This is a genomic window from Duganella vulcania, assembly GCF_009857655.1.
GTDB classification, from domain to species: domain Bacteria; phylum Pseudomonadota; class Gammaproteobacteria; order Burkholderiales; family Burkholderiaceae_D; genus Rugamonas; species Rugamonas vulcania.
In genome coordinates, this window is the sequence record NZ_WWCX01000002.1 from 16,604 (window position 1) to 37,903 (window position 21,300).

Below are 21,300 nucleotides of genomic sequence, written 5' to 3' on the forward strand. Positions count from 1 at the left end.
CGGCAAGCAGGCCGCCGCCCGTCACTAGTGGAGATCTCCAGTACCGGCCCTGGCGATATCGATTGTCAGATTCCGCCCAGGTAGGCGGCAAGCAGGCCATCTGAACTTTCGATACCTAGGACATCCATGATGGTCTCCAGCTCGGCGCCGAAATGTTCGCGTCCTTCGGTGTCCTCGTTTTCAACCAATTTTAGCGACCGCTGGAATTCGGTGAGAACCCAGAGCTTCGATGGATTGGCCTGAACGCCCCCAATCAAGCGAACCAGCAAGTCATTGAGGACAGCTGACAGGCGCGCCTTCTCCTCGGCCGTATTTTCTCCCGGAAGAGAATCAAACTTCTCCACTACCCTGAGGATGCGCAGCTTCGTCACCGTCGTATCATCAATCTCGATAGGCGCATCAATAACTTCGGCGAGGGGATCATAAATCATATGGAGTTCAGTTTTCTATTCAGGGGATTACTAATCAACCAGCACCGCCGTCGACCACGGCGCCAGCACGGTCCAGCCCAGGCGCTCGTAAAGCGCGCGCCCGGCTTCTGTTGCGACAAGCAGCCGCTCCGTGACACCGGCCTTCTCGGCGACGGCATCCAGGTGCTGCATCACTACGCTACCAAGGCCAAGCCGGCGATAGCCTTCCTCGGTGATGATCTGGTCAAACACAGCGCTGCCCGCGTGCACCGCGATGCGGCCTGACGCGGCCAACGCGCCGCTGGCGTGGACAACGCGCGCGATGTATCCACCGTGTTCGGCATCCACCGATACGTCGTAACCCGGCGGTAAAGACGCCTTGCCTGGTGTGGCAGCGGGGCCGCACATCAGATATCCTGGACCTTCAATCATCCAGCGCTCCGGAAGTGCGGCCCGCATAATATCAGGAGCAACCGCCGCCTTCAAAAAAATACGTGGTGCGTGGATTTGCGCGGCACAAGCTTTCAATGCGGGTCCCGCGTCAACGAACACATGGCGGCGCAATTCCCCGGCACTGCCAACCTCCACGCACAATCCGCCGGAATGACTGGATGGCAGCGACAGTCCCCGAGCCAGGCTGCGGCCCGTGAGCCAACGTTCAATCAGGGCTAAATTCAAGTTCATAGTACTCTTTACGGTCCTTTCTACTTCGGTTGGAACCTTACCGAAATACGGATTAGCGCTTGAATCATCAAGGCTTCTAATGCCCGTATAGTAAATGCAGGGGAAACATCTGCAAGGCGAGATTGGAGCTGCTCATATACGAATGCCATAGTGCGCCGTCACAGCTGTTCCGGATAGCCGGTGATGTCGGCGATCTCCTGATACATGGGCTGCAATTGCTTGTACATGTTCAGGTACACGCGCCGATACAGCTTGTCGTAGATCTGCCGGTTCGCCTCGATCGGATGGAACACCCGGCCGGGCCGCGTCATCGCGCGCGTCGCGGTGTCGAAATCCTTGTGCAGCCCCAGCCCCGCCGCCACCGCGATGGCCGCGCCCAGTCCCGACGTCTCGTACACATGCGCGCGCGCCGCGGGAAGGCCGAAGATATCGGCCGTCAGCTGCATCGCCGCGTCGCTCTGCGAACCGCCGCCCGCCACGCGCAGCTCCGTCACCGGCACACCACCGCGCTTCTCGATGCGCTCCCGCCCCTCGCGCAGCGCATAGGCCAGGCCTTCGAGGATCGCCCGGTACATATGGGCGCGCGTGTGAACGTCGCCGAAGCCGATCATCGCCCCCTTGGCCTCCGGCCCCGGCGTCTTGATGCCCGGGCTCCAGTAAGGCTGCAGCATCAGCCCCATCGAACCGGGCGGCACCTCGTTCACCAACAGATCGAACATCGCCTCGGGCGAGGTACCCTGCTCCGCGCCGGCCATCCGTTCGAAGTGCCCGAACTGCTCCTTGAACCAGTTCACCATCCAGTAGCCCCGGAAGATCTGCACCTCCGTGCTGTACGCGCCCGGAATGGCCGCCGGATAAGGCGGTATCAAGGGCGTGACCTCGACATATTTTTTGGTGGTGGTGTTGATGGTCGCCGTGGTGCCGTAGCTCAGGCAAGCGATATGCGGTTCCAGCGCGCCCGCCCCGATCACCTCGCAAGCCTTGTCGGCGGCGGCGGCCACCAGCGGCGTGCCTTCCGGGATGCCGGTCGCCTCGGCGGCGGCCGCGGTGATCGCGCCGATCACCGTGCCCGGCGCAACCAGCTCCGGCAGCATCTCCGGCCGCACAGCCAGCGCCTCCCATTTCCAGTCGCGCGCACTGGCCCACTTGTGGCGCTTGTAGTCGAACGGCAGGTAAGCCACCTGCGAACCGATGGAATCGACATGCCGTCCGCACAAGCGGAAATTCAGGAACCCCGACAGCAGCACGTACTTGTCCGTCCTGGCCCAGATGTCCGGCTGATACTCGGCGATCCAGTTGATCTCCGCCTCGCGCCGGAAGTATTCGATGGTGCCGGACACGCGCGCCAGCTTGAACGCCGTGCGCCACAAAAAACTCAGCGGCTTCTGCTTGCCCACGCGGCGCTGGTCCAGCCAGGTGATCGCCGGCCGCAGCACCTTGCCGTCGCGGTCAAGGTTGACCACCGTGCCGCGCTGCGTCGTCACCGCCACGCCCTTGACGGATGAACGGGGAATGTCGGTGGAGGCCCACAGCTGCTGGCACGCCTGGCCGACCGCCTTCCAGTAGCCGTCCGTGTCATGCTCCGCCCAGCCGGGATGGTCGGAGAAGTAGGCCTGCAAATGTACCTGCGCCTTGGCGGCCAGGTTGCCGTTCAAATCGAACAGCAGTGCGCGCACGCTCTGGGTGCCGTTGTCGATGGAAAGTAGGTATTGATCGGCCATGTCGCTCTAGTCTCGTGATGTCTGCCCGTACTTATGCGGGTAAACTGTAATGGGTATTCCATAATGCCAGATACGCGGCCTGCTCGGCATCCCAGCGTTCGTCGCTCCAGCCCAGCTCCGGCTGGCAGATCGCGCGCACGCGGCCGAGTATCTCCACGCCGCCGCCGCGCAGCTGGATGCCGATGCGGCTGCGGCGCAGCAGCAGGTCTTCCAGCTTCTGCACCGACTCGCAGCGCGCCGCCCAGCGCAGCTGCGCCCAGATCGTTTCCGTGCCCGCGATCAGCGCCAGTTCGCCCGGCTGCGCGGCGGCCACCAGCTGCTGCGCCATGGCGCCGTACCGCCCTTGCAGGCGCCGTGCCTGGCCCGCCGGCAGCAGACGTTGATGGCGCAGGACGGGCGTCGCGGCCGTGCCGAACACCGGTTGCGGTTCCAGCTTGTCGCGCCAGTCCGGCAGCAGCGTGGCCGCCAACTTCAGTGCGTCGAGCGCGATCACGCGGAAGGTGGTCAGCTTGCCGCCGGTGACCGTCAACAGCCCGTCCTCCAGCCACAGTGCATGGTCGCGCCCTTCCTTCGACGGATCGGCCTTGCCGCTGTCGATCACCGGACGCACGCCCGCATAGCTGGCGATCACGTCGCGCTCCTGCAAATCCAGCTGCGGGAACTGGTCGTGCAAAGCCGCCATCAGGTAATCGACTTCAGCGCGCGTGATGGCCGCCTCGTTCGACAAATCGCCCTTGTGATCGACGTCCGTCGTGCCGACCAGCGTCACGCCCTCCCATGGGAAGGCGAACACCGGACGGCCATCCTGTGGATGCATCAAGCTGATCGCCTGCGCCAACGGCAAGCGCCAGGCCGGCAGCACCAGATGACTGCCGCGCAAAGGCCGCAGCCGGGGCTTGGCGCCGCCCGCCGCAGCATCGCCCTGCATGCGCAAGCCGTCCGCCCAGGCGCCCGTCGCGCTGATCACCAGCCGCGCGCGCACCTCGTGCCGCGCGCCGCTCAGGCCATCGCGCAGCCGCACACCGCGCACGCCGCCGTCGGCTCGCAGCAGCGACTCCACCGCCATGTAGTTGACCGCCACGCCGCCATGCCGCTGCGCCTCCTGCAATACGCGCATGACCAGTCGCGCATCGTCCGTCTTGGCGTCGGTATAGACCATGCCGCCCTTCAGGCCAGCGGTCGACACGTTCGGCGCCAGCGCCTTGAACTCGTCCAGGCTGTGGTAATGGCGCGCCTTCTGCCCCGCCATCCGGTCGTAGATCGCCAGCCCAAGCAGGAACATGCGCTTGCCCGGCTTGCGTCCCTCAAACTCGCCGAACGCAAAACTCTGCGGCTCCACCAGCCCCTCCGCCTGTTGCAGCAAGTGCTGCCGCTCATGCACCGACTCGCGCGTCAACGCGAACTGGCCTTCCTTCAGATACCGCAAGCCGCCATGCACCAGCTTTGACGACCGGCTCGACGTACCCCAGGCAAAATCCCGTTGTTCCACCAGCAGCGCCTTCAATCCGCGCCGCGAGGCCTCCAGCAGGATGCCCGCCCCGGTAATGCCGCCACCGACCACGATCAGATCCCACTCGCGCGCCAACACCTCCCGTAGGCCGGCACGCCCGCCGCTGCGCCACAGCGCCGTCATGGCAGCAGCTTCCGGGGATTCATGATCTGCTTCGGGTCGAAGTGCGCAAACAGCGCCTGCATCGCCGACAGCCCCAGTTCGCCCTTCTCCGCCACCAGATACGGCGCGTGGTCGCTGCCCACTCCATGCTGATGGCTGATGGTGCCGCCATTCTCGACGATCGCCATGCTGACCGCATGCTTGAGCGTGCGCCAGCGCGCCAGGTCTTGCTCATAATTGCCAGCCAGCCGGTACACAAACGTCGTATAAACGCTGGCTCCCTGCGCGTACAGGTGCGACAGGTGCGTATAGGCGTGTACCTGCTCGCCGTGCTGCGCCAGCGCGTCGGCCGCAGCCGCCTCCACCGCGCCCATCATGGCGCCGACGCGCGGCCAGTCCACCGCCGTCTCCACCGTATCGATCGCGTAGCCGTGCTGCCAGGCCGTGTTGCGCAGGTAGACATTGCGGAAGCGGTTCTGCTTCCACTTGTCGCCCATCTTGCGGCCGATATGCACGCCGCCGTGCGGCGCGGCCAGCGCCAGCGCATCGCGCAGCGCCGCCTTGGCTGCGGCCTTGCGTCCGCTCACGCCTATCATCAGCATGCATTTGCCTTCCTTGCAGCCGCGCCAGGACAGATAACGCTCCAGCGCGGAGATCAGCTTCTTGTGGCCGGCCAGCGCCAGCATGGTGGTCGTCTCCAGCGGATTGGACAAGCGCAGCATCGACAACGACAAGCCGCCCTGCACCACCTGCCGCACCGCCGCTTCCGCCGCCTCCCAGCCCGGGAAGAATACGGCATGAAACGCCTCATACTCCGGCAGCGGCGTCACGCGCACGGTGGCCTCGGTCAGGATGCCCAGGCGGCCCTCCGAACCCAGCACCATCTCGCGCAGGTCCGTGCCCGCCGCCGACGCCGGGAAGGTGGGAATATCCAGCGTGCCGGCCGGCGTCTCCACCTTGCCGCCCCTGAACAGCTGCTCGATGCGGCCGTAGCGCAGCGATTGCTGGCCGGACGACCGCGTCACCACCCAGCCGCCCAGCGTCGAATACTCGAACGACTGCGGGAAATGGCCCAGCGTGTAGCCGCGCGCGCGCAGTTGCGCCTCCAGGTCCGGCCCGAACACGCCGGCGCCAAAGGTCGCCAGCTGCGACTCGGTATCCAGGAAGTACAGCTGGCGCATGCGCGTCAGGTTCACCGCCAGCACCGGCTGCGCGCCAGCGGGCGCCGTCAGATGCCCGGCCACGCTGGTGCCGCCGCCCTGCGGGATCAAGGCCACGCCAAACTGCTGCGCATAATCGATCAGCACCCGCACCTGCTCCGGGCTCTCCGGATAGGCCACACCATCCGGCGCCGTCTCGATCACGCCATAGCGCAGGCGCAGCCAGTCCGGCAGGCTCTGGCCCAGCGCATTGCGCAACCGGACCTCGACCGACGTATCGATCAAGGCATGCGGCGGCAGCCGCGATGGCGCGATCCGCGCGCAAGCCTGCTCGAACGACGCATCCGCCACCGGCGAGCCGGCGCCGATGCGCTGCGCCAGAAAGCCCAGCGCATCCTCGTTCAGCGCAAACTCCATCGTATCGTCACCCCAACCGTTCCAGCGTCTCATTGTTTTCCTGTCTGCGTAGCGGAGCGCTTGCTATACTGGCGCGCACCGAGTTTGAATGACAACAGAATAAGATAAGGAACCGACCTGGTATTGCGCTTTCATGACACACGCCTTGTTCGATCATGCCAAGCCCGCACGCTGACCTGTCGCGCCGCGTAGCCGGCTCCTATTTGCAGCCCCTGCTCGAAGCGGCGGCCGCACGCGGCGTCACGGCCGCTGCGCTGGAAAGCGCCGCCGGCATGGCCCCCGGCGCCCTGCGGCCGCTGCCCGAATCGCTGCCCGCCGACGACTACGTGCGCCTGCTCGACATTGGCGCCGGCCTGGCGGCCGATCCGCATTTCGGCCTGCACGTGGGAGAACGGGTCAAGCTGGGCACCTACAGCGTGTATGGCTTGATACTCCTGAGCTGCCGCGACTTCGGCCAGGCCTTCGACCAGACCATGCGCTACGAGCAGCTGGCGCACGACCTTGGCCGCTCCACGCTGACGGTGGCCGGCGGCGTGGCGCACTACACGTGGCACAGCAACTACGGCCCGGCCCAGCGCCACCTGGCCGACAGCGTGTTCGCCGGCATCCGCGTGTTCGGCAACTGGCTGGCCGGGACCACGCTGCCGGCCGCGCGGCTGACGCTCATGCACGACGGCGGCGCGCCCGAGGCCCGCGACGAATATGTGCGCGTGCTGGGCGCCATGCCCATCTTCGGCGCGGCAGCCAACGTCGCCAGCTTCGACGCCGCGCTGCTGGCCTACCCGGTGCCGAACGCCGACGTCAGCCTCTACCCGGTGCTGCAGCAGCACGCCGAACAACTGCTGCGCCAGCGCGCGCAGCCCGACAACTCGATCGCCCAGCAGGTACACGCGGCCATCGTCCGCAACCTCGCGCACGGGCAGGTGCGGCTGGCCTCCATCGCCGAAGAATTGAAGCTGTCGCCACGCACGCTGCAACGCAAGTTGAGCGAGGCCGGCGCGACCTTCCAGCAGATACTGGACCAGGCCCGCTTCGCGCTGGCCAAGGACTACCTGCGCCAGCCGGAACTGAGCCTGGTGGACATCGCCTTCCTGCTGGGCTACCAGGAACAGAGCGCGTTCAATCACGCGTTCAAGGAATGGGCGGGCGTCAATCCCGGCGCCTACCGGGCCTAGATTGGCTCGCCCTTGATGCGGATGAAGGGGCCGATGCACTTGTCTGTGCGCCGCTCCACGCACATCAGGAACATGTCGCCGCTGGGATGGAACAGCAGATAGCTGGTGACGGAGCGCCCGACCTTCGTCACATCGCCCAGGCAATCGCGCTTGCCGTTGTCCTTGACGATGGTATCGACCTCCTTGTAGAAGCCCTCCTTGTCCGGCCGGTCGCTGATGGCGAAGGTGGACTCCGCCACCTCCTCATTGCTGAACACCAGCGTGGTGCCGTCGGCGCGGATGCGGTAGGTCTCGCTGCATGAGCCATCGGGTATGGTGATCTGCCACGTGCCGATCACAGGATGGCTTTGCCGCAGCGGCGCCTTTCCCACGGCGCCTGCCTGTGCCATCGACACCATCGCCAGCACCGCCCCCACCCGCCTCAGACGCTTGTTCATGGCCCACCTCCGCTCACGCTATTTTTCCGCCACCGCCTTCATGTTGGCCAGGCCGGCTTCGAAGTCCTTGCCTATCATTTTGTCCATGCTGACCATCAGTCCCATCAACTTGGTGAGGAAGGCGCTCGGGCCGGACATGGTCCAGCTCACGGTGGTCAGCTCGCCCTTGTTCTCCAGTGCGAACTCGGTCAGGCAGTGCGACTCGAACGGCCGCAGGAAATCAAGCTTGATGTCCACCTTGGCCGGCGTCAGGCCGGTGATCTCCATGCGCCCGGCGCCCACCTTGTCGTCGCCCTCCCACGCGTAGACCGCGCCCAGGTCCTTCGGCGAACCGCTGAAAGTGCGCTTCATGGCAGGATCCAGCTTCTCCCAAGGCGACCACGCGGTCCAGTTGTGGAAGTCGCTGATCAGCGGCAGGATCTTTTCCGGCGGCGCCTTGATGGCGATGGTACGCTGCACGCGGTAGCTGTCCGGCTGCATCGCCGCCAGTCCCAGCACAATCAATACCAGAACGACGACACCGATGGCGATCTTCTTCAGCATGATTTCTCCTTGTTTTGGGATGCACACTTAAGCTGCGCGACTAGCCTATCATGTTTTTTTGATCAGTCGCACCGGCAACGAACTTGGCGTCATCGTGAAGGTGAAGCGCTCCTCGACCGGCGCCGCGCCCGGCATGCGCTCGATGGCGAAATTCTTGACCAGCATGGACATCGCCATCTTGATCTCGGCCATCGCCAGATATCGGCCGGGACAGAAACGCGGCCCGCCGCCAAAGGGGAACAGCTTGCGCGCGGGATCGTCGCCGCTGCCGTTGGCGCCCTCCAGCCAGCGCTCCGGCTGGAAGCTCTCCGGCTGCGCCAGCTCGCAATCGCGCTCCGACGACTGGCGCAGCAGCAGGAAAATCACCGTGCCGGCCGGCACCCACAGATCGCCGACCACCATATCCTCGGTCGGCTGCGCCGCCATGATGGGCGCCACCGGCTTCAGGCGCATCGCCTCGCGCGTGGCGGCGTCGATGTACTTCAGGCGGTCCAGCAGATGGTAGTCGTCCAGCACGGCCTGCGCGCCCAGGACCTGTTCGGTCTCCGCCGCCATGCGCTGCGCGGCCTGCGGATGGGTGGACAAGAAATCGATCAGCCAGGCCGTGGTGTTCGACGTGGTGTCCTCGCCGGCGAACACCATGGTGATGGCGTTGCCGACCACCGCCTCGTCGGTCAGGCCGGAATCCGGCTCGTCGCGCGCCACGATCAGCGCCTCCAGCATATTGGAGGGCTTCTGCCGCAACGCCGGATTGAGCGCGATGCGCTTGCGCACCTCCGCGATGAAGCCAAAGATGGCACGCTGGATGCGCCCGGCGGCGGCGATGGCCTCATGGTCGTCGGCGCGCTTGAGCATCGACACGCGCCAGTAGGCGAACGGCGATGTCAGGCGCTTGGCCACTATATGGAACAGGAACTCGATATCGCGCTGCAGCGGATGCTCCTCCAGCTCCAGCGTATTGATATCCTGGCCCATCGCCAGGCCGATGGTCACGTCCAGCGTGTAGGCCTTCAGGTCGCGCAGCACGTCGACCGGCTTGCCGGCGGCGATGGCCGCTTCCCAGCGCTGGTGCAGGCGTTCGGTCAGCGCGGTCAGCGTCGGGAAAAAATTATGGATCACCTCCGGCGTCAGCGCCCGCATCACCAGCTTGCGCTGGCGCCGCCAGTCCTCGCCCTCCGCCGTGAACAGGCCGCGCGTGCCGACCTCGTTGAGCATGTCGGCCGTGCGGCTGGAGCGGCGCACCGCGTCGGGCCGGTCGCGCAGCAGGCTGGCGATCAGGTCGCGGTCCGACGTCGCCAGGATGGTCTTGCGCATGACGCGGAAGCGGTACATGGTGCCGAACTGGCGGCTCCAGTCCTCAAGCGCCTGATGCAGCGGCCGGCGATTGATGTCGCGGACATTCCCCATCAGTGGCCGCCCTTTCGGGCCGGGCAAATCGGCGATGCTGCGCAGCTCGGGCGGCGCGACGGACGTCAGTTCCATGGTGTTCCCCATTTGAATTCATCTCCGCGTACACTATACCCTGAAATGTTGACGATATACTCACTCATTCGGGGAAACAGATGCTATCGCATGTTTATGTGGGGATTAACGACTTCGAACCGGCGTTCGCCTTCTACAGCGCGGTGATGGCGGACCTGGGCGTGCGCCTGCGCTTCAGCGACGCGGCCAAGCCGTGGGCGGCCTGGCAGCCGGCCGAGGGTGGACGGCCCTTGTTCATCATCGGCAAACCGTACGACGGCCAGCCGGCCAGCTGCGGCAACGGCCAGATGATGGCCTTGATGGCGCCGACGCGCGAGGCGGTCGACCGCGCGCACGCCTCGGCCATGGCGCACGGCGGCCGATGCGAAGGCCCGCCCGCGCTGCGGCCGCATTACCACGCCAACTACTACGGCGCCTACTTCCGCGATCCGGAGGGGAACAAGCTATGCGTGGTCTGTCACGATGCAGGATAAGGCTCGCTGATCACGGTACCTTGGTGGAAGACGATCTGCCACGCCTCGTTTGTTTTCCGCCAGAGCGTCGTTCTGCGTGTGCGCCGGTTCGGCTGTTGCAGGACGTAGTTGAGCTGATACAGGTCCTGCGCAAGCTGGCGGATCGTGAAGTCCGAGCAAACCAGATCGTCAGGCTCCGGGGATTGATAGCGTTCCAGAAGCGTTTCGATCACATAGCCACGATCATAAACCGCGCCGCTTGCGCCGATCTCCCAGAAGTCATCTGCCGTCATATTGAGAAGGTCCTCGCGGCTGGTGCCAAACTCCCGTCGATGGAAGATCGGCTCGCGGGCACTGAGTTCGCGGAGTATCGCATCGATCAGCATAAGTTAATCCCTCGAAGCTGCGCCTGGTGATGGACTGCCCATCATACCTGCGCGGCGAGGCCGCGAGAACGAATTTCCGAGATCAGCCGATCAAAAAATTCTCCCATCGCACCTTTGAGCATTCGGCCTTTGCGCCACCGAAAGGCAGCCGACCTGACCAATCCCCTATCGTTAATCTGCGCGATGCTCACGCCAGATGCGGTTCTCGCGGCCAGTTCGCCGACGATGGTGGAGACAGGACCGATGGCCGCCAGGCGCAACAGCGCATCGACATCGTCGACCTCGACTCGCAAGTCGGGTACCACGCCATGGCTCGCCAACGAAAGATCTATCTGGCGCCGCATGGCGAACTGCGAGTTGAGCAATGCAAGAGGATAGGAGGAAAGCGCCCCCAAATCTATCTCGTCATCCGACAAGGCGGCGCTGGCTAAAACCAGCCGTTCCTCGAACAATAATCGCTGGTCTATCCCTGCGGCCGAGGTCTTGGAGAATGAAATCCCGACGTCAATATCGCCCTCCAACAGCGCGCGGTCGATCTCCGCACCGGTCAGCTCGACCGCCGTGACAAACAGTTCTGGAAAAACAGAGAGCATCCCGGCGACGGTAGGCATGACCAGCGTCCTCGAATAGCTGGCGATCGCCCCGATTCGTAGTGTGCCCCGCACCTGCTCGCCTCGCGCTTGTATCGTTTGCAGACTCAAATCCAGCTGCTCCAGCAACGGCCCCACCTCCTCAAGCAACAGGCTTCCGGCAGAGGTCAAGATAATTCCCCTGCCGTGCTTCTCGAATAAGGCCGTACCGGTTATCTGGTTGAGCTCTCGCAAGTGCTGCGACAGGGCCGGCTGCGTCAAGTTGAGCGCGGTCGCGGCTTTGGTTACCGCGCCCAGACGGGCCACCATGACAAAGCTGCGCAACAACCTCAGGTCCGCCAGCTGAGCTCTCATAAATTCTCCTTATGTATTACGCCTCGAAATATCATTTTACGCGAGCTCGGCCATTCATGATAATTCGCACTTTCCAGCTACCAAAAGGAGCGAACCGATGCCGCATCTGGCCATCGAAGTGACCCGCGAACTTCTACCTCAGCCAGGCGGGGCGAAAAGCCTGCTGCCTGTGCTCGGGGATATTCACAGCGAGTTTTCCCACCTGGGATTTGCCAGGCTGGAGGACATGAAAAGTCGTGTCGTCGTTCAGGACGCCGCCCTGGCCGGCGGCGACGAGGACGCCCAATTTATCGTGGCGACGCTGACCACGACACAAGACCGGCCGCAAACCATGCAGCGCGCCATGGCCGACTTAATCCGGTCGCGCCTGCATCAATTTATCGAAAGCCAACAGCTGGCCTGCGACTGGCAATGCTGTGTTTTCTTCCGCCACGTGGGCACGGAAGGCTATATCAAATCCCAGTCACGATAAAAACAAATAATTTGGAGACGCCATGAACAACACTATCCGCGTCCCATCCACGATCCAAGCCCGAATAGTGGATGAGACAGCTCAAAATACGATTTACAAGAAGGTCGCCTGGCGCATCATGCCCCTGCTCCTCGTTTGCCAGCTGCTTGCCTATCTGGATCGCATCAACGTCGGCCTGGCCAAGCTTCAGATGGGCCAGGACCTGGGCTTCAGCGAGTCCGCCTATGGCCTGGGAGCAGGCATATTCTTCCTCGGCTATTTCTTGTTCGAAGTACCCAGCAACATCATGCTGCACCGGATCGGCGCCCGGCGCTGGATTGCGCGGATCATGATCAGCTGGGGCCTGGTGTCGGCGGCAACCATGCTGGTTACCGGCACGACCAGCTTCTACATCATGCGGTTCCTGCTCGGCGTGGCGGAAGCAGGCTTTTTCCCTGGGATCATTCTCTACCTCACCCTCTGGTTCCCATCAGCCCGGCGAGGCCGCATGACGACCTTGTTCATGACCGCCACGGCCGCTTCGGGCGTCGTCGGCGGGCCGATCTCGGGATGGATCATGACCGCCTTCGGCGGCAGCCACGGCTTGGCTGGCTGGCAATGGCTATTCCTGCTGGAAGGACTCCCCTCCGCCTTGATGGGCTTGGTTGTACTGCGCTATCTGGATGACGGCATCGAAAGTGCGCAGTGGCTGCTGGCCAGCGAAAAGAAGGTGTTGCGCGAGGCGCTCGACCGGGACGAGCAGGCGCGCGCCGCCGTCACGCCGCGCTCGTCGGTCAACGTGATCGTCTTATCTTCCCTGGTGTATTTCCTGCTGTTGGCAGGCCTCTACGGAATCGGCTTTTGGCTGCCCACCATTATCCGGGAGTCCGGCGTGAGCTCGGCGGAACAAATCGGCATGCTCAGCGCAATCCCGTATATCTGCGCAGGCGTCGTGATGAATTTCGTCGCCTTCAGCGCCGACCGCAAGCGCGCCTGGAAATCGCACGTCGCGCTGGGCGCCTTCGCCGCCGGCGCGGGGCTGCTGGCCAGCACCTACTGGGCCGGAACCCTGGCGCTGTCGTTGGCCGCGCTCTCGCTCGCGACCGTCGGCATCCTCTCCGCGCTACCGCTGTTCTGGAACTTGCCAACAATGATGCTGCGCGGCGTCGCGGCAGCCTCCGGAATTGCGGTCATCAACTCCATGGGGAACCTGTCGGGGTTTGTCAGTCCCCTCATCGTGGGATGGCTGACGCAGCGCAGTCATTCGGCGGCGGATGGCGTGCAATTCCTGGCCGCTTGCGTCCTGGTCTCCGGCGTGCTGACGCTGCTAATGCGCAGGTGTTCAGCCGAGAATTAGCGAGAACGACCACGCATCCCGTAAAATCCAGCGTTGTCATAACCTCGATCTCTATCCTGACTGATGAAAAAACTGATTCCGCTTCTCCTGCCGTTGCTGTTTGCGGCTTGCGCTCCCATGTCTCCCAAACTCCCATCTGATAATCAGGTAGCGCCAGCGTTTCGTCATCCAGAAGCGGGCGCGTTGATTTTGATGCTGCCGCCTGAAACGGAGACGGAGGACATGCAAGCCGGCGTCGGTATATTGAAGGAAGAACTTCATCGACAGCTGAGCGCCGCAGGGTATAGGGTCGCGATCCTGGACCAAACCAGTTACGACACCATTTGGGCTCAAGAGATTGCGGAAGTTGGCGGGATCTACGATGGTGCGACAGGAGAGCTGCGCCGTCCTCAGTTCGTACAGGCGCTCGGCCATCTGGTACAGCGGGTAAGCAGCGAAACCAAGGCCACGCTGGTCATGCGGCCACATTTGGTACTTCGACCGGCCGAATTATCCGGCGCCTCAGCGGTATGGGATGGCCAGCAACGCCGCAGCAATGTCAGCGGAGCCGGCGACAGCTCGTTCCACCACGACGGCACAACACTGGGCTTGTCCGTCGGCCTGCGCATGTTCGCCAGCAGCGGCGAATTCGTCATGAGCACACATGGCGGCGTGTCGCTGCCATACAAACTCAATCTCCACACCAACCGCAACGAAGTACGAACCGATCTTTTCACCGAGAGCCGGGAGATGGCCGACGGTGTGTCGCTGGCGCTCTCCCCTCTCCTGCAAAAATGAATCAGGCCAGCGCTTCCTTCGCCGCTTCCTCGGGCGTCAGGCCGTCGTAGAACTGGTCGGTGAACCACTCGACCTGCTCTTCGATATGCTCCTGCGCCTCCTCCTGCGTGGCGCCGCCCTTCACCAGGAAGCCCTCCACTTCGATACACCAGTTGATCAGCTCCAGGGCTTCCGGATCCAGCTCTTCTTTTTTCTTTGCCATGATAGTTCTCTACATCGTGATGAATACAAGCCGCCAGTGTAACAGGCGGCCCGCTTACTTCGCCGGATACAGCACCACCTGCACATAATTGTTCATGTCGAAGTAGCGCCGCGCGGTGTCCTTCAACTCCGCCGCCGTCAACGCGCCCACGCGCGATTCGTAGGTCAGCACCTCTTCCGGATCGGTCTTGTTGAAGAAGGCATTCATCAACACCCCCATCCAATAACCGTTCTCGCGCATGCCCCGGCGATAGTTGGTGATCCACGAAGCCTTTACCTTGGCCAGGTCCGCATCCTCCGCGCCGTTCTCCTTGATCTTGTCGATCTCCGCGAAGGTCGCCGCCAGCACCTTGTCCACATTCTCCGGCGCGCATGGCAGGTTGGCCGTGATCGAGTAATTCTGGTAAGGGATGCGCTCCATGTTGCCACGCACGCCGCCGCTGTATATCGCGCCCATCTTCTCGCGCAGCACCTCGATCAGTTTGATGTTGAGCACCTCGATCAGCGCCTGCATGCGCATGCGCTCCTGCGCCGAGTACTGCGCATCGCCGGTGAAGGACAGCGAGATCGTGCTCTTGGGTTCAGTCCCGGCATAGACCTCCTTCTTCACCACGCCGCGCACCGGCCGCACACCTTCATCCTTGAACGCCACCGGAATCTCGCCCACCGGCAGGCTGGCCAGATAGGTCGCGATCAACGGCTTGATCTTCTCCACGTCGAAGCTGCCCGTCACGAAGAAGGTAAAGCCCTTGGCGCTGGCCATGCGGCTGTTATAAAGATCCACCACCCGGTCCAGGCCCAGCTGGTCGAAGTCGCCCGGCTTCGGCGCACGCTGCACGCGCGGGTTGTTGTTGTACAGTGTCGCCGTGATGGCGTCGCTGAAGACCGATTCCGGCCGCGCCAGATTATTCTTCGCCAGTTCGCGCTGGCGATCGACGTAGGCGCTGTAGATGGCGGGATCCTTGCGCGGCTGCGTCATGTTCAAGTACACCAGCTGCAGCATGGTTTCCACGTCGCCGCTGCCCGATGCGCCGCCGACCGTCTCGTTGATCGAACTGACGCTGGCGTTGGCACCCGCCGACTTTCCGGCCAATACCTTCACCAGATCGCCCGGCGTGTAATCGCGCACGCCCATCTGGTGGACGATATTGCTGGCGTAGCGCGCGTTGAACAGGTCCTGGTCGGCGAACAGCGACCAGCCGCCGTAACGCAGGCCGGCCAGTATCACCTGGTCGTTATTGAAGTCGGTGGGCTTGAGCACCACCTTGACGCCATTGCTCAATTCGAGCTCCGTCAATCCCAGCTTGGCGTTGACGGTCTCGCTGACGATACTGCCGGCCTTGGGCGGCACCGCCATCAACTGGCTGGCGTAGACCTTCTCTTCCTGCGCCTTGACGCCGATCTTCTCGGCCGCGCTGGCGGTGGCCAGCAACTCGTCAGCCTTCGGCGCCGGCACGCCGGCCGCCTCGGTGCCGGTGTAGATCACCAGCTTGTTCTGGTTGTCGGGAATGGCCGCGCGCACGGCGGCATTCACCTCCGACAGCGCGATGCCCGGTATCAGCTCATTGGCGTAGCGGTACTCCATCGCCACGCCGGGGATCGATTCCTTGTCGAGGAAGTTGCGGATGTACTCCGCCGCATAGCCGGCCGAATCGGATTTATCGCGCTCGTTGTACATGCGCTCATAGCTGCGCAACATGCCCTTCTTGGCGCGCTCCACTTCCGAAGCGGTGAAGCCGTACTGGCGCGCGCGCTGGTCTTCCTGCACCAGGGCGTTGATGGCGGGCGTCGCTCCGCCCTTGCCCAGCACCGCGCCCGCGCCGAACGAACGGTAGCCCCGCATCACGGCGTTCATGCCGCTGCCGCCTTGCAGGAACGGCGGGTTGGCTTGCTGCGTCAACTCGTGCATGCGCTGGCTGAGGATAAAGCTGTACATGCTCTCGATCAGCTTCTGGCGATAGTCGGCGATGGTGGAACCGGGCGTCCACGCCTGGACCGGGTAGCGGATATAGACCGTATTGGCGCCGATCTCCTTGTCCGTAAACACCACGCCTTCGGATTCCGCGCGCTCCGGGATCTTGGCATATTCGCGCGGACGCTCGTTCTGCGGATTTTTCAGGCCGCTGAAATGCTGCGTCACCAGCTTCTCGGCTTCCGCCGGCTCGATATCGCCGACCACCACCACCGCCATCAGGTCGGGACGATACCAGTCGCGGTAGAAGCGCTTGACGGCGTCGTACTTAAAGGTCTTGAGGATGTCCTCTTTACCGATCGGCATGCGCTGCGCATAGCGCGACCCGTTCAGCACCTTGGGCAGCAGCACCTTGTTCATGCGGTCGTCCACGCCTTTGCCCATGCGCAGTTCCTCGAGCACGATACCGCGCTCGCTGTCGATGTCGGCGTCGTTGAACGACAGGCCATGCGCCCAATCCTCCAGCACCTGGAAGCCCTGCTTCACCACCTCCGGCTTATCGGTCGGCAGCGGCAGGATGTAGACGGTTTCGTTGAAGCTGGTGTAGGCATTCAGGTCGGCGCCGAACTTCACGCCTATCGACTGCAGATAGGACACCAGCTCGTTGCGCTTGAAGTGCGTGGAACCGTTGAAGGCCATGTGCTCGGTGAAGTGCGCCAGGCCTTGCTGGTCCTCGTCCTCCAGTATCGAGCCGGCCTTCACCACCAGCCGCAGCTCCAGCTTTTTCTCGGGACGGGTATTTTTCTGCACATAATAGGTCAAGCCGTTAGCCAGCTGGCCCACCTTGACCTGCGGGCCGACCGGTATCGGGTCGGTCAATTTCAGCGGCGGCTGATTGTCGGCTTGCGCCATGAAGGAACACGCCAGAAGAACGGCGGCGGAGGCGCTACGCATTGTCATCAGCTTCATACCCGTTGCATAAAAAAGAAGAAAAAAGCCACCATACACTGAAATTCTTAATTTGGGCTAGAATCCTTGCTCGCCTGCCAGCCGGCAGGCGATTAACGACGTCTTCGGGGCGGGGTGCGATTCCCCACCGGCGGTAAGGCCAGCGATGGCCAAGCCCGCGAGCGCTCTCGCAAGAGGGGTCAGCAGATCTGGTGTGATTCCAGAGCCGACGGTATAGTCCGGATGAAAGAAGATGTGCGGTGACGCGGCCACCCGCCCGAGCGATCGGTGCGGCGGGCCGCGCGTATTCGCTTGCCCTGTCGCGTTTTTCGCCTATTTGCGAGGAGCGTTCCACATGTTAGACCAATTAGACCAACAAGCCGCGGTATCCCCCTACTCCCTTGTCTCGGACGATCTGGAAGGCCGCATCAACGCGGCGCTGAACGCCATGCGCGCCGGCGTGCCGGTGATCCTGCTCGACGATTTCGACCGCGAGAACGAGGCGGACCTGATCGTCGCCGCTGAGAAAATCACAGTGCAATCAATGGCCATGATGATCCGCGAATGCAGCGGCATCGTCTGCCTCTGCCTGGGCGCCGACAAGGTGCGCGCGCTGGAGCTGCCGATGATGGCCGCCGATAACGGCAGCCGTTACGGCACGCCGTTCACGGTATCGATCGAAGCGCGCGATGGCGTGACCACCGGCGTTTCGGCGGCGGACCGCGTCACCACCATCCGCACCGCCATCGCGGCCGACGCGCAGCCGCGCGACCTGGTCCACCCTGGCCACGTGTTCCCGCTGCGCGCCACGCCGGGCGGCGTGCTGGCCCGCAAAGGCCACACCGAAGGCTCGGTGGACCTGGCGACCATGGCCGGCCTCAATCCGGCCGCCGTGCTGTGCGAGTTGATGAATCCCGACGGCACCATGATGCGCGGCGCCGACATCGAGCGCTTCGCCGAACTGCACGGCATGCCCATCCTGACCATCGCCGAGATGATCGAATGGCGCACCACGCACGGCGTTTAAGCCGGCTTGCCCAATTTGACGTAGCGCCAAACCAGCACTAGCGCGCCCGCATAGGCAGCCGAGATCAGGCCGAAGGCCAGCGGCAGGCGCCACGTCCAATCGGGCATCGCATGCATCACGGTGCCCATCATCGCCACGCCGACCAGGGCGCCGATCTGACGGTTGGCGTTCAACGCGGCGGCGGCGCTGTTGGCGTGCGCTTTGCCGGCCACCAGCATCACCGTCGCCGTCATGCCAGGAATCGCGATGCCGATGGCGACATTCATCACCACCGCGCCCAGCACCAGCAGCCAGTATGGGGTTTGCGGCGTCAAGCCGACCAGCATCAGCACCGCCACGCCCAGCCCCACCATCAAGCCATACATCATCGGCGGCCGTGTGCCCACCCGCGCCGCGATGCGGCCGGAGGTCAGGTTGCCGATGGCGAAAGCGGCCATCATCGGTATCAGCTTCAGGCCGGTGTGCAGCGCATCCGCGCCGGACTGCTGGATGTAAAGGCTGAGCAGGAACAGCTGCCCGAACACCGCGAAATTGATCAGGAAGCCGACGCCGTTGGCCGCCGCGAAGGCCGGCGTATCGAACAAGGCCGGTGGCAGCAAGGGATGCGCGCCGGTGCGTTCGCGCCGCACCAGCAGGAACGCGGCAGCCACCGTCGCCGCCAGGGCGCCCAGCACCGGAGCCGAACTCCAGCCCAGCGAAGGACCTTCGATCAGCACAAAGCTCAGCGCCGCCAGCGCGGCCACGCCCAGCGCATGGCTCAACATCGACAGCGCGCGCTGCGAGCGCGGCGTGGCCGGCGCCACCACCTGCGTCAGCAAGATGCCGAGCAGGCCGATAGGCACGTTCACCCAGAACACGCTGCGCCAGCCGAATTCGTGGACCAGCAAGCCGCCCACCAGCGGACCGGCCGCCGACGAGCAGCCGACGATCGCCGACCAGGTGCCCAGCATGCGGGCACGCGTCGCCTGGTCGTCATAGGCGTGCGTCAGCAGGCTCAAAGAACTGGGCATGAACAGCGCGGCGCCCGCCCCCTGCAGCAGGCGCGCGGCGATCAGCGCGTTGCCGCTGGGGGCCACGGCGCACAGCACCGAGCCGAGTATGAACACGCTCAAGCCGCCCTGGTAGACATTCTTTGGGCCGTAGCGGTCGGCCAGCGCACCGCCAGCCATCAGCAGCGCGGCAAAGGTCAGTGTGTAGCCGTCCACCACCCAGACCAGGCCGGTGAGCGGCACGCCCAGGTTCGTCGAAATGTCGGACAAGGCGGTATTGACGGCGGTGACGTCGATCATCGCCATCACGAAGCCAATGGCCAGTGTCATCAACACCAGCAAGGCGGGAATTTGGCGCGGCTGGATCGCCGTGGTGCTAGAGGTAGTCATGATGCTTTCCTTCCGTGGGATGCCGCGATGTTAGCCTTCTTGCATGATGCAGTAAATACGCATAATATCGGCGCTCTGATGCAAAAATGCATCGCAACCGGACAACCCGCATGGATTGGGACAACGCCAGGATCTTCCTCGCCATCTACCGCAAAGGCACGCTGCGCGCCGCAGCCGCCGCCCTCGATATCGACCAGGCCACCGTCGGCCGGCGCCTCAACGCGCTGGAGAAATCGCTGGGCGCGCGGCTGTTCCTGCGCACGCCGTCCGGCTACCTGGCCACGCCCGCCGGCGAGCTGGCCGTCACCGCCGCCGAGTTGATGGAGCACGCGGCCCTGCAGTTCCAGCGCGAGATGCAGGGCATCGACAACCGCCTGTCCGGCATCGTGCGCGTGGCCACGTCGGACACCATCGCCAGCCACTCCGTGCTCGGCGCCATGCAGCGGCTGCACGTCATGCACCCCGAGATCCGCGTGGTGCTCAGCACCAGCACCGAGATCAGCAACCTGACCCGGCGCGAGGCCGACCTGGCCGTGCGCTCGCTCAAGCCGACCAGTCCGGACCTGATCTCGCGCCACCTGACCCGGCGCAGCATGGGCCTGTACGCCACGCCGGCCTACCTGGCCGAACGCGGCATGCCGGTGCAGGGCAACGGCATGCAGGACCACGACATCATCGTCTACCAGGGCACGGTGGCGCCGCGCCACATGGAAAAGCTGTGCCTTGAATCGATCGCCAATGCGCGCGTGGCGCTCGAGGTCAATAGCGGCATGGTCATGCTCGACGCGGCGCGGCGCGGCATGGGCGTGGCCGAACTGCCCTGCCACATGGCCGACGGCGATCCCCGGCTGACCCGCGTCTGGCCCGAGCGCGTCGACCACTACGACATCTGGCTGGTGATGCACAGCGACCTGAGTCGCAGCGCCCGTGTGCGCGCCGCCGCCGACGCCATCATCGCCACCTTCGCGGAGGAATAAGCGCGGCGATGGCGGACGCGCACCGGTTCCCTCGCGGTGCTAAACTGTCAAGATGAGCATAGAAGCAGCAATCCCGTCCGCGCTGCGGCGCCTGATGCAAGCAACCATCGCCTGGCTGAACAGCTGGTGGCGGCTGCTGCAATTCGCCGCACGGATGCTGTCGCTGGCGTTCGCGCCCGCCAGCTATCGAGGCGCCAACCTCAATCTGCTGGCGCGCCGCATCGTGCGCGACACCGCGCCCAACCTGGCCTGGTACGGCGTGCTGTCGGCGCTGGTCAGCCTGGTGCTGATCCGCATCGTGGTCGTCACCTCGCAAAGCTACGGCCTGTCGCGCTTCGCGCTGGAGATGGTGGTGCGCGTGCTGGTGCTGGAACTGATCCCGCTGACCGCCGCCGCCTTCGTCGCCCTGCGCACCACCCTGCCAGAGGCGCTGGAGTTCTCGCAAAGCCGCAGCAACGCCGCCAATACCAGCGACGCCGAACTGCACCAGGAATTCTTCCCGCGCGTGGCGGCGGGCGTGTTCGCCGTATGGATGCTGGCCGCCGTCAGCTGCGTGATGACGCTGATCCTCGCCTACCTGTCGCTGTACGGCTTCACGCCGTGGGCGCTGCCGGGCTACACGCGCGTGGTCGGCCAGGTGTTCAATCCGGCGGTGGCGCTGATCCTGGTGCTGAAGATCGTCTTCTTCAGCTTTGCCGTCGGGCTGATACCGATGGCCTCCTCCTACTACTTCGGCGCCAGCTACCGCGTCAAGGTCACGCACGGCCTGTACGACATGGTGCGGCTGTTCGCGGTGATACTGCTGATCGAAATCGCCTCGTTGATTGGCAACTACTACTAAGCGGAAC

Annotated in this window: 21 protein-coding genes and 1 riboswitch; of the genes, 8 read left to right on the forward strand and 13 right to left on the reverse strand. The window is 64.0% G+C overall.

The annotated features are described in order from the left end of the window. Positions 1–65: 65 nt before the first annotated feature. The 5 genes from GTP90_RS03070 to GTP90_RS03090 all read right to left on the reverse strand — a co-directional run bounded on the left by GTP90_RS03070 (position 66) and on the right by GTP90_RS03090 (position 6,037). Entirely contained in the window at positions 66–431 is a 366-nt protein-coding gene (locus GTP90_RS03070) for a DUF4844 domain-containing protein (RefSeq protein WP_161082116.1), read from the reverse strand. 30 nt (positions 432–461) lie between these two features. Then, positions 462–1,094: a GNAT family N-acetyltransferase gene (locus GTP90_RS03075; RefSeq protein ID WP_161082117.1), complete on the reverse strand. Its 633-nt coding sequence runs from the start codon at positions 1,092–1,094 to the stop codon at positions 462–464. Positions 1,095–1,252: 158 nt separating this feature from the next. Beyond that, positions 1,253–2,815, reverse strand: coding sequence for an FGGY-family carbohydrate kinase (locus GTP90_RS03080; protein WP_161082118.1), 1,563 nt, complete (start codon positions 2,813–2,815; stop codon positions 1,253–1,255). A 31-nt stretch (positions 2,816–2,846) separates the two neighbouring features. After that, a complete protein-coding gene (locus GTP90_RS03085) occupies positions 2,847–4,448 on the reverse strand; it encodes a glycerol-3-phosphate dehydrogenase/oxidase (RefSeq protein ID WP_161082119.1) in 1,602 nt (533 codons plus the stop codon). Further along, positions 4,445–6,037 carry an FAD-binding oxidoreductase gene (locus GTP90_RS03090; RefSeq protein ID WP_161082120.1) on the reverse strand — a complete coding sequence of 531 codons (1,593 nt, stop codon included), beginning with the start codon at positions 6,035–6,037 and terminating at the stop codon, positions 4,445–4,447. The genes GTP90_RS03085 and GTP90_RS03090 overlap by 4 nt, the downstream gene beginning before the upstream one ends. Positions 6,038–6,159: 122 nt before the next feature. On the opposite strand from GTP90_RS03090, the gene GTP90_RS03095 reads away from it, so the two are divergent. Next, positions 6,160–7,179, forward strand: a complete 1,020-nt coding sequence (locus tag GTP90_RS03095; protein WP_161082121.1) for an AraC family transcriptional regulator — start codon at positions 6,160–6,162, stop codon at positions 7,177–7,179. Here GTP90_RS03095 and GTP90_RS03100 read toward each other — a convergent pair. From GTP90_RS03100 to GTP90_RS03110, 3 genes are read right to left on the reverse strand one after another with little or no spacing between them, the layout of a single operon-like run. Next, positions 7,176–7,616 (reverse strand): hypothetical protein, encoded by a 441-nt coding sequence (locus GTP90_RS03100; protein ID WP_161082122.1) that lies wholly within the window; start codon positions 7,614–7,616, stop codon positions 7,176–7,178. The genes GTP90_RS03095 and GTP90_RS03100 overlap by 4 nt on opposite strands. Positions 7,617–7,634: 18 nt before the next feature. Beyond that, entirely contained in the window at positions 7,635–8,159 is a 525-nt protein-coding gene (locus GTP90_RS03105; RefSeq protein WP_161082123.1) for an SRPBCC family protein, read from the reverse strand. A gap of 48 nt (positions 8,160–8,207) precedes the next feature. Further along, positions 8,208–9,641: a cytochrome P450 gene (locus tag GTP90_RS03110; RefSeq protein ID WP_161082124.1), complete on the reverse strand. Its 1,434-nt coding sequence runs from the start codon at positions 9,639–9,641 to the stop codon at positions 8,208–8,210. An 80-nt stretch (positions 9,642–9,721) separates the two neighbouring features. Between GTP90_RS03110 and GTP90_RS03115 the strand changes: the two genes are divergently transcribed. Continuing rightward, positions 9,722–10,114, forward strand: a complete 393-nt coding sequence (locus GTP90_RS03115) for a VOC family protein (protein ID WP_161082125.1) — start codon at positions 9,722–9,724, stop codon at positions 10,112–10,114. On the opposite strand, the gene GTP90_RS03120 is transcribed toward GTP90_RS03115, so the two are convergent. Together GTP90_RS03120 and GTP90_RS03125 are read right to left on the reverse strand one after the other, a co-directional pair. Beyond that, complete coding sequence (locus tag GTP90_RS03120; RefSeq protein ID WP_161082126.1) at positions 10,099–10,479, reverse strand: nuclear transport factor 2 family protein; 381 nt, start codon at positions 10,477–10,479, stop codon at positions 10,099–10,101. The genes GTP90_RS03115 and GTP90_RS03120 overlap by 16 nt on opposite strands. A 41-nt stretch (positions 10,480–10,520) precedes the next feature. Continuing rightward, positions 10,521–11,423: a LysR family transcriptional regulator gene (locus tag GTP90_RS03125; RefSeq protein ID WP_161082127.1), complete on the reverse strand. Its 903-nt coding sequence runs from the start codon at positions 11,421–11,423 to the stop codon at positions 10,521–10,523. A 97-nt stretch (positions 11,424–11,520) separates the two neighbouring features. Here GTP90_RS03125 and GTP90_RS03130 point away from each other — a divergent pair, with 97 nt between their 5' ends. From GTP90_RS03130 to GTP90_RS03140, 3 genes are all read left to right on the forward strand, one after another. Continuing rightward, positions 11,521–11,895, forward strand: a complete 375-nt coding sequence (locus tag GTP90_RS03130) for a hypothetical protein (protein WP_161082128.1) — start codon at positions 11,521–11,523, stop codon at positions 11,893–11,895. A 22-nt stretch (positions 11,896–11,917) separates the two neighbouring features. Continuing rightward, on the forward strand, positions 11,918–13,231 hold the full coding sequence (locus tag GTP90_RS03135; protein ID WP_161082129.1) for an MFS transporter: 1,314 nt from the start codon (positions 11,918–11,920) through the stop codon (positions 13,229–13,231). Between the two features lie 63 nt (positions 13,232–13,294). Next, positions 13,295–14,008, forward strand: a complete 714-nt coding sequence (locus GTP90_RS03140) for a hypothetical protein (RefSeq protein WP_161082130.1) — start codon at positions 13,295–13,297, stop codon at positions 14,006–14,008. 1 nt (position 14,009) lies between these two features. Here GTP90_RS03140 and GTP90_RS03145 read toward each other — a convergent pair whose 3' ends face one another. Together GTP90_RS03145 and GTP90_RS03150 are read right to left on the reverse strand one after the other, a co-directional pair. Next, on the reverse strand, positions 14,010–14,210 hold the full coding sequence (locus GTP90_RS03145; RefSeq protein ID WP_161082131.1) for a hypothetical protein: 201 nt from the start codon (positions 14,208–14,210) through the stop codon (positions 14,010–14,012). Between the two features lie 54 nt (positions 14,211–14,264). Continuing rightward, positions 14,265–17,090 carry a M16 family metallopeptidase gene (locus tag GTP90_RS03150; RefSeq protein ID WP_161082132.1) on the reverse strand — a complete coding sequence of 942 codons (2,826 nt, stop codon included), beginning with the start codon at positions 17,088–17,090 and terminating at the stop codon, positions 14,265–14,267. 96 nt (positions 17,091–17,186) lie between these two features. Further along, a riboswitch (FMN riboswitch) is annotated at positions 17,187–17,328 on the forward strand. A 96-nt stretch (positions 17,329–17,424) separates the two neighbouring features. On the opposite strand from GTP90_RS03150, the gene ribB reads away from it, so the two are divergent. Continuing rightward, positions 17,425–18,096, forward strand: coding sequence for a 3,4-dihydroxy-2-butanone-4-phosphate synthase (gene ribB, locus GTP90_RS03155; RefSeq protein ID WP_161082133.1), 672 nt, complete (start codon positions 17,425–17,427; stop codon positions 18,094–18,096). Here ribB and GTP90_RS03160 read toward each other — a convergent pair. Next, the gene (locus tag GTP90_RS03160; RefSeq protein ID WP_161082134.1) at positions 18,093–19,475 is read right to left on the reverse strand and encodes an MFS transporter; all 1,383 of its coding nucleotides are present in this window, start codon (positions 19,473–19,475) and stop codon (positions 18,093–18,095) included. The two genes, ribB and GTP90_RS03160, sit on opposite strands and share 4 nt — an antisense overlap. A gap of 110 nt (positions 19,476–19,585) precedes the next feature. On the opposite strand from GTP90_RS03160, the gene GTP90_RS03165 reads away from it, so the two are divergent. Next, positions 19,586–20,452 carry a LysR family transcriptional regulator gene (locus GTP90_RS03165; RefSeq protein WP_161082135.1) on the forward strand — a complete coding sequence of 289 codons (867 nt, stop codon included), beginning with the start codon at positions 19,586–19,588 and terminating at the stop codon, positions 20,450–20,452. A gap of 52 nt (positions 20,453–20,504) precedes the next feature. Then, positions 20,505–21,293, forward strand: a complete 789-nt coding sequence (locus GTP90_RS03170) for an MlaE family ABC transporter permease (RefSeq protein WP_161082136.1) — start codon at positions 20,505–20,507, stop codon at positions 21,291–21,293. Positions 21,294–21,300 lie beyond the last annotated feature (7 nt).

What these genes read in the sequence shown, in the direction of transcription:
- GTP90_RS03085 (WP_161082119.1), bottom strand. Translation starts at nt 4,448, where the DNA reads ATGACGGCGCTGTGGCGCAGCGGCGGGCGTGCCGGCCTACGGGAGGTG.
- GTP90_RS03130 (WP_161082128.1), top strand. Translation starts at nt 11,521, where the DNA reads ATGCCGCATCTGGCCATCGAAGTGACCCGCGAACTTCTACCTCAGCCA.
- GTP90_RS03095 (WP_161082121.1), top strand. Translation starts at nt 6,160, where the DNA reads ATGCCAAGCCCGCACGCTGACCTGTCGCGCCGCGTAGCCGGCTCCTAT.
- GTP90_RS03090 (WP_161082120.1), bottom strand. Translation starts at nt 6,037, where the DNA reads ATGAGACGCTGGAACGGTTGGGGTGACGATACGATGGAGTTTGCGCTG.
- GTP90_RS03120 (WP_161082126.1), bottom strand. Translation starts at nt 10,479, where the DNA reads ATGCTGATCGATGCGATACTCCGCGAACTCAGTGCCCGCGAGCCGATC.
- GTP90_RS03075 (WP_161082117.1), bottom strand. Translation starts at nt 1,094, where the DNA reads ATGAACTTGAATTTAGCCCTGATTGAACGTTGGCTCACGGGCCGCAGC.
- GTP90_RS03145 (WP_161082131.1), bottom strand. Translation starts at nt 14,210, where the DNA reads ATGGCAAAGAAAAAAGAAGAGCTGGATCCGGAAGCCCTGGAGCTGATC.
- GTP90_RS03140 (WP_161082130.1), top strand. Translation starts at nt 13,295, where the DNA reads ATGAAAAAACTGATTCCGCTTCTCCTGCCGTTGCTGTTTGCGGCTTGC.
- GTP90_RS03135 (WP_161082129.1), top strand. Translation starts at nt 11,918, where the DNA reads ATGAACAACACTATCCGCGTCCCATCCACGATCCAAGCCCGAATAGTG.
- GTP90_RS03080 (WP_161082118.1), bottom strand. Translation starts at nt 2,815, where the DNA reads ATGGCCGATCAATACCTACTTTCCATCGACAACGGCACCCAGAGCGTG.
- GTP90_RS03170 (WP_161082136.1), top strand. Translation starts at nt 20,505, where the DNA reads ATGAGCATAGAAGCAGCAATCCCGTCCGCGCTGCGGCGCCTGATGCAA.
- GTP90_RS03110 (WP_161082124.1), bottom strand. Translation starts at nt 9,641, where the DNA reads ATGGAACTGACGTCCGTCGCGCCGCCCGAGCTGCGCAGCATCGCCGAT.
- GTP90_RS03115 (WP_161082125.1), top strand. Translation starts at nt 9,722, where the DNA reads ATGCTATCGCATGTTTATGTGGGGATTAACGACTTCGAACCGGCGTTC.
- GTP90_RS03165 (WP_161082135.1), top strand. Translation starts at nt 19,586, where the DNA reads ATGGATTGGGACAACGCCAGGATCTTCCTCGCCATCTACCGCAAAGGC.
- GTP90_RS03100 (WP_161082122.1), bottom strand. Translation starts at nt 7,616, where the DNA reads ATGAACAAGCGTCTGAGGCGGGTGGGGGCGGTGCTGGCGATGGTGTCG.
- GTP90_RS03105 (WP_161082123.1), bottom strand. Translation starts at nt 8,159, where the DNA reads ATGCTGAAGAAGATCGCCATCGGTGTCGTCGTTCTGGTATTGATTGTG.
- GTP90_RS03070 (WP_161082116.1), bottom strand. Translation starts at nt 431, where the DNA reads ATGATTTATGATCCCCTCGCCGAAGTTATTGATGCGCCTATCGAGATT.
- GTP90_RS03125 (WP_161082127.1), bottom strand. Translation starts at nt 11,423, where the DNA reads ATGAGAGCTCAGCTGGCGGACCTGAGGTTGTTGCGCAGCTTTGTCATG.
- ribB (WP_161082133.1), top strand. Translation starts at nt 17,425, where the DNA reads ATGTTAGACCAATTAGACCAACAAGCCGCGGTATCCCCCTACTCCCTT.
- GTP90_RS03160 (WP_161082134.1), bottom strand. Translation starts at nt 19,475, where the DNA reads ATGACTACCTCTAGCACCACGGCGATCCAGCCGCGCCAAATTCCCGCC.
- GTP90_RS03150 (WP_161082132.1), bottom strand. Translation starts at nt 17,090, where the DNA reads ATGAAGCTGATGACAATGCGTAGCGCCTCCGCCGCCGTTCTTCTGGCG.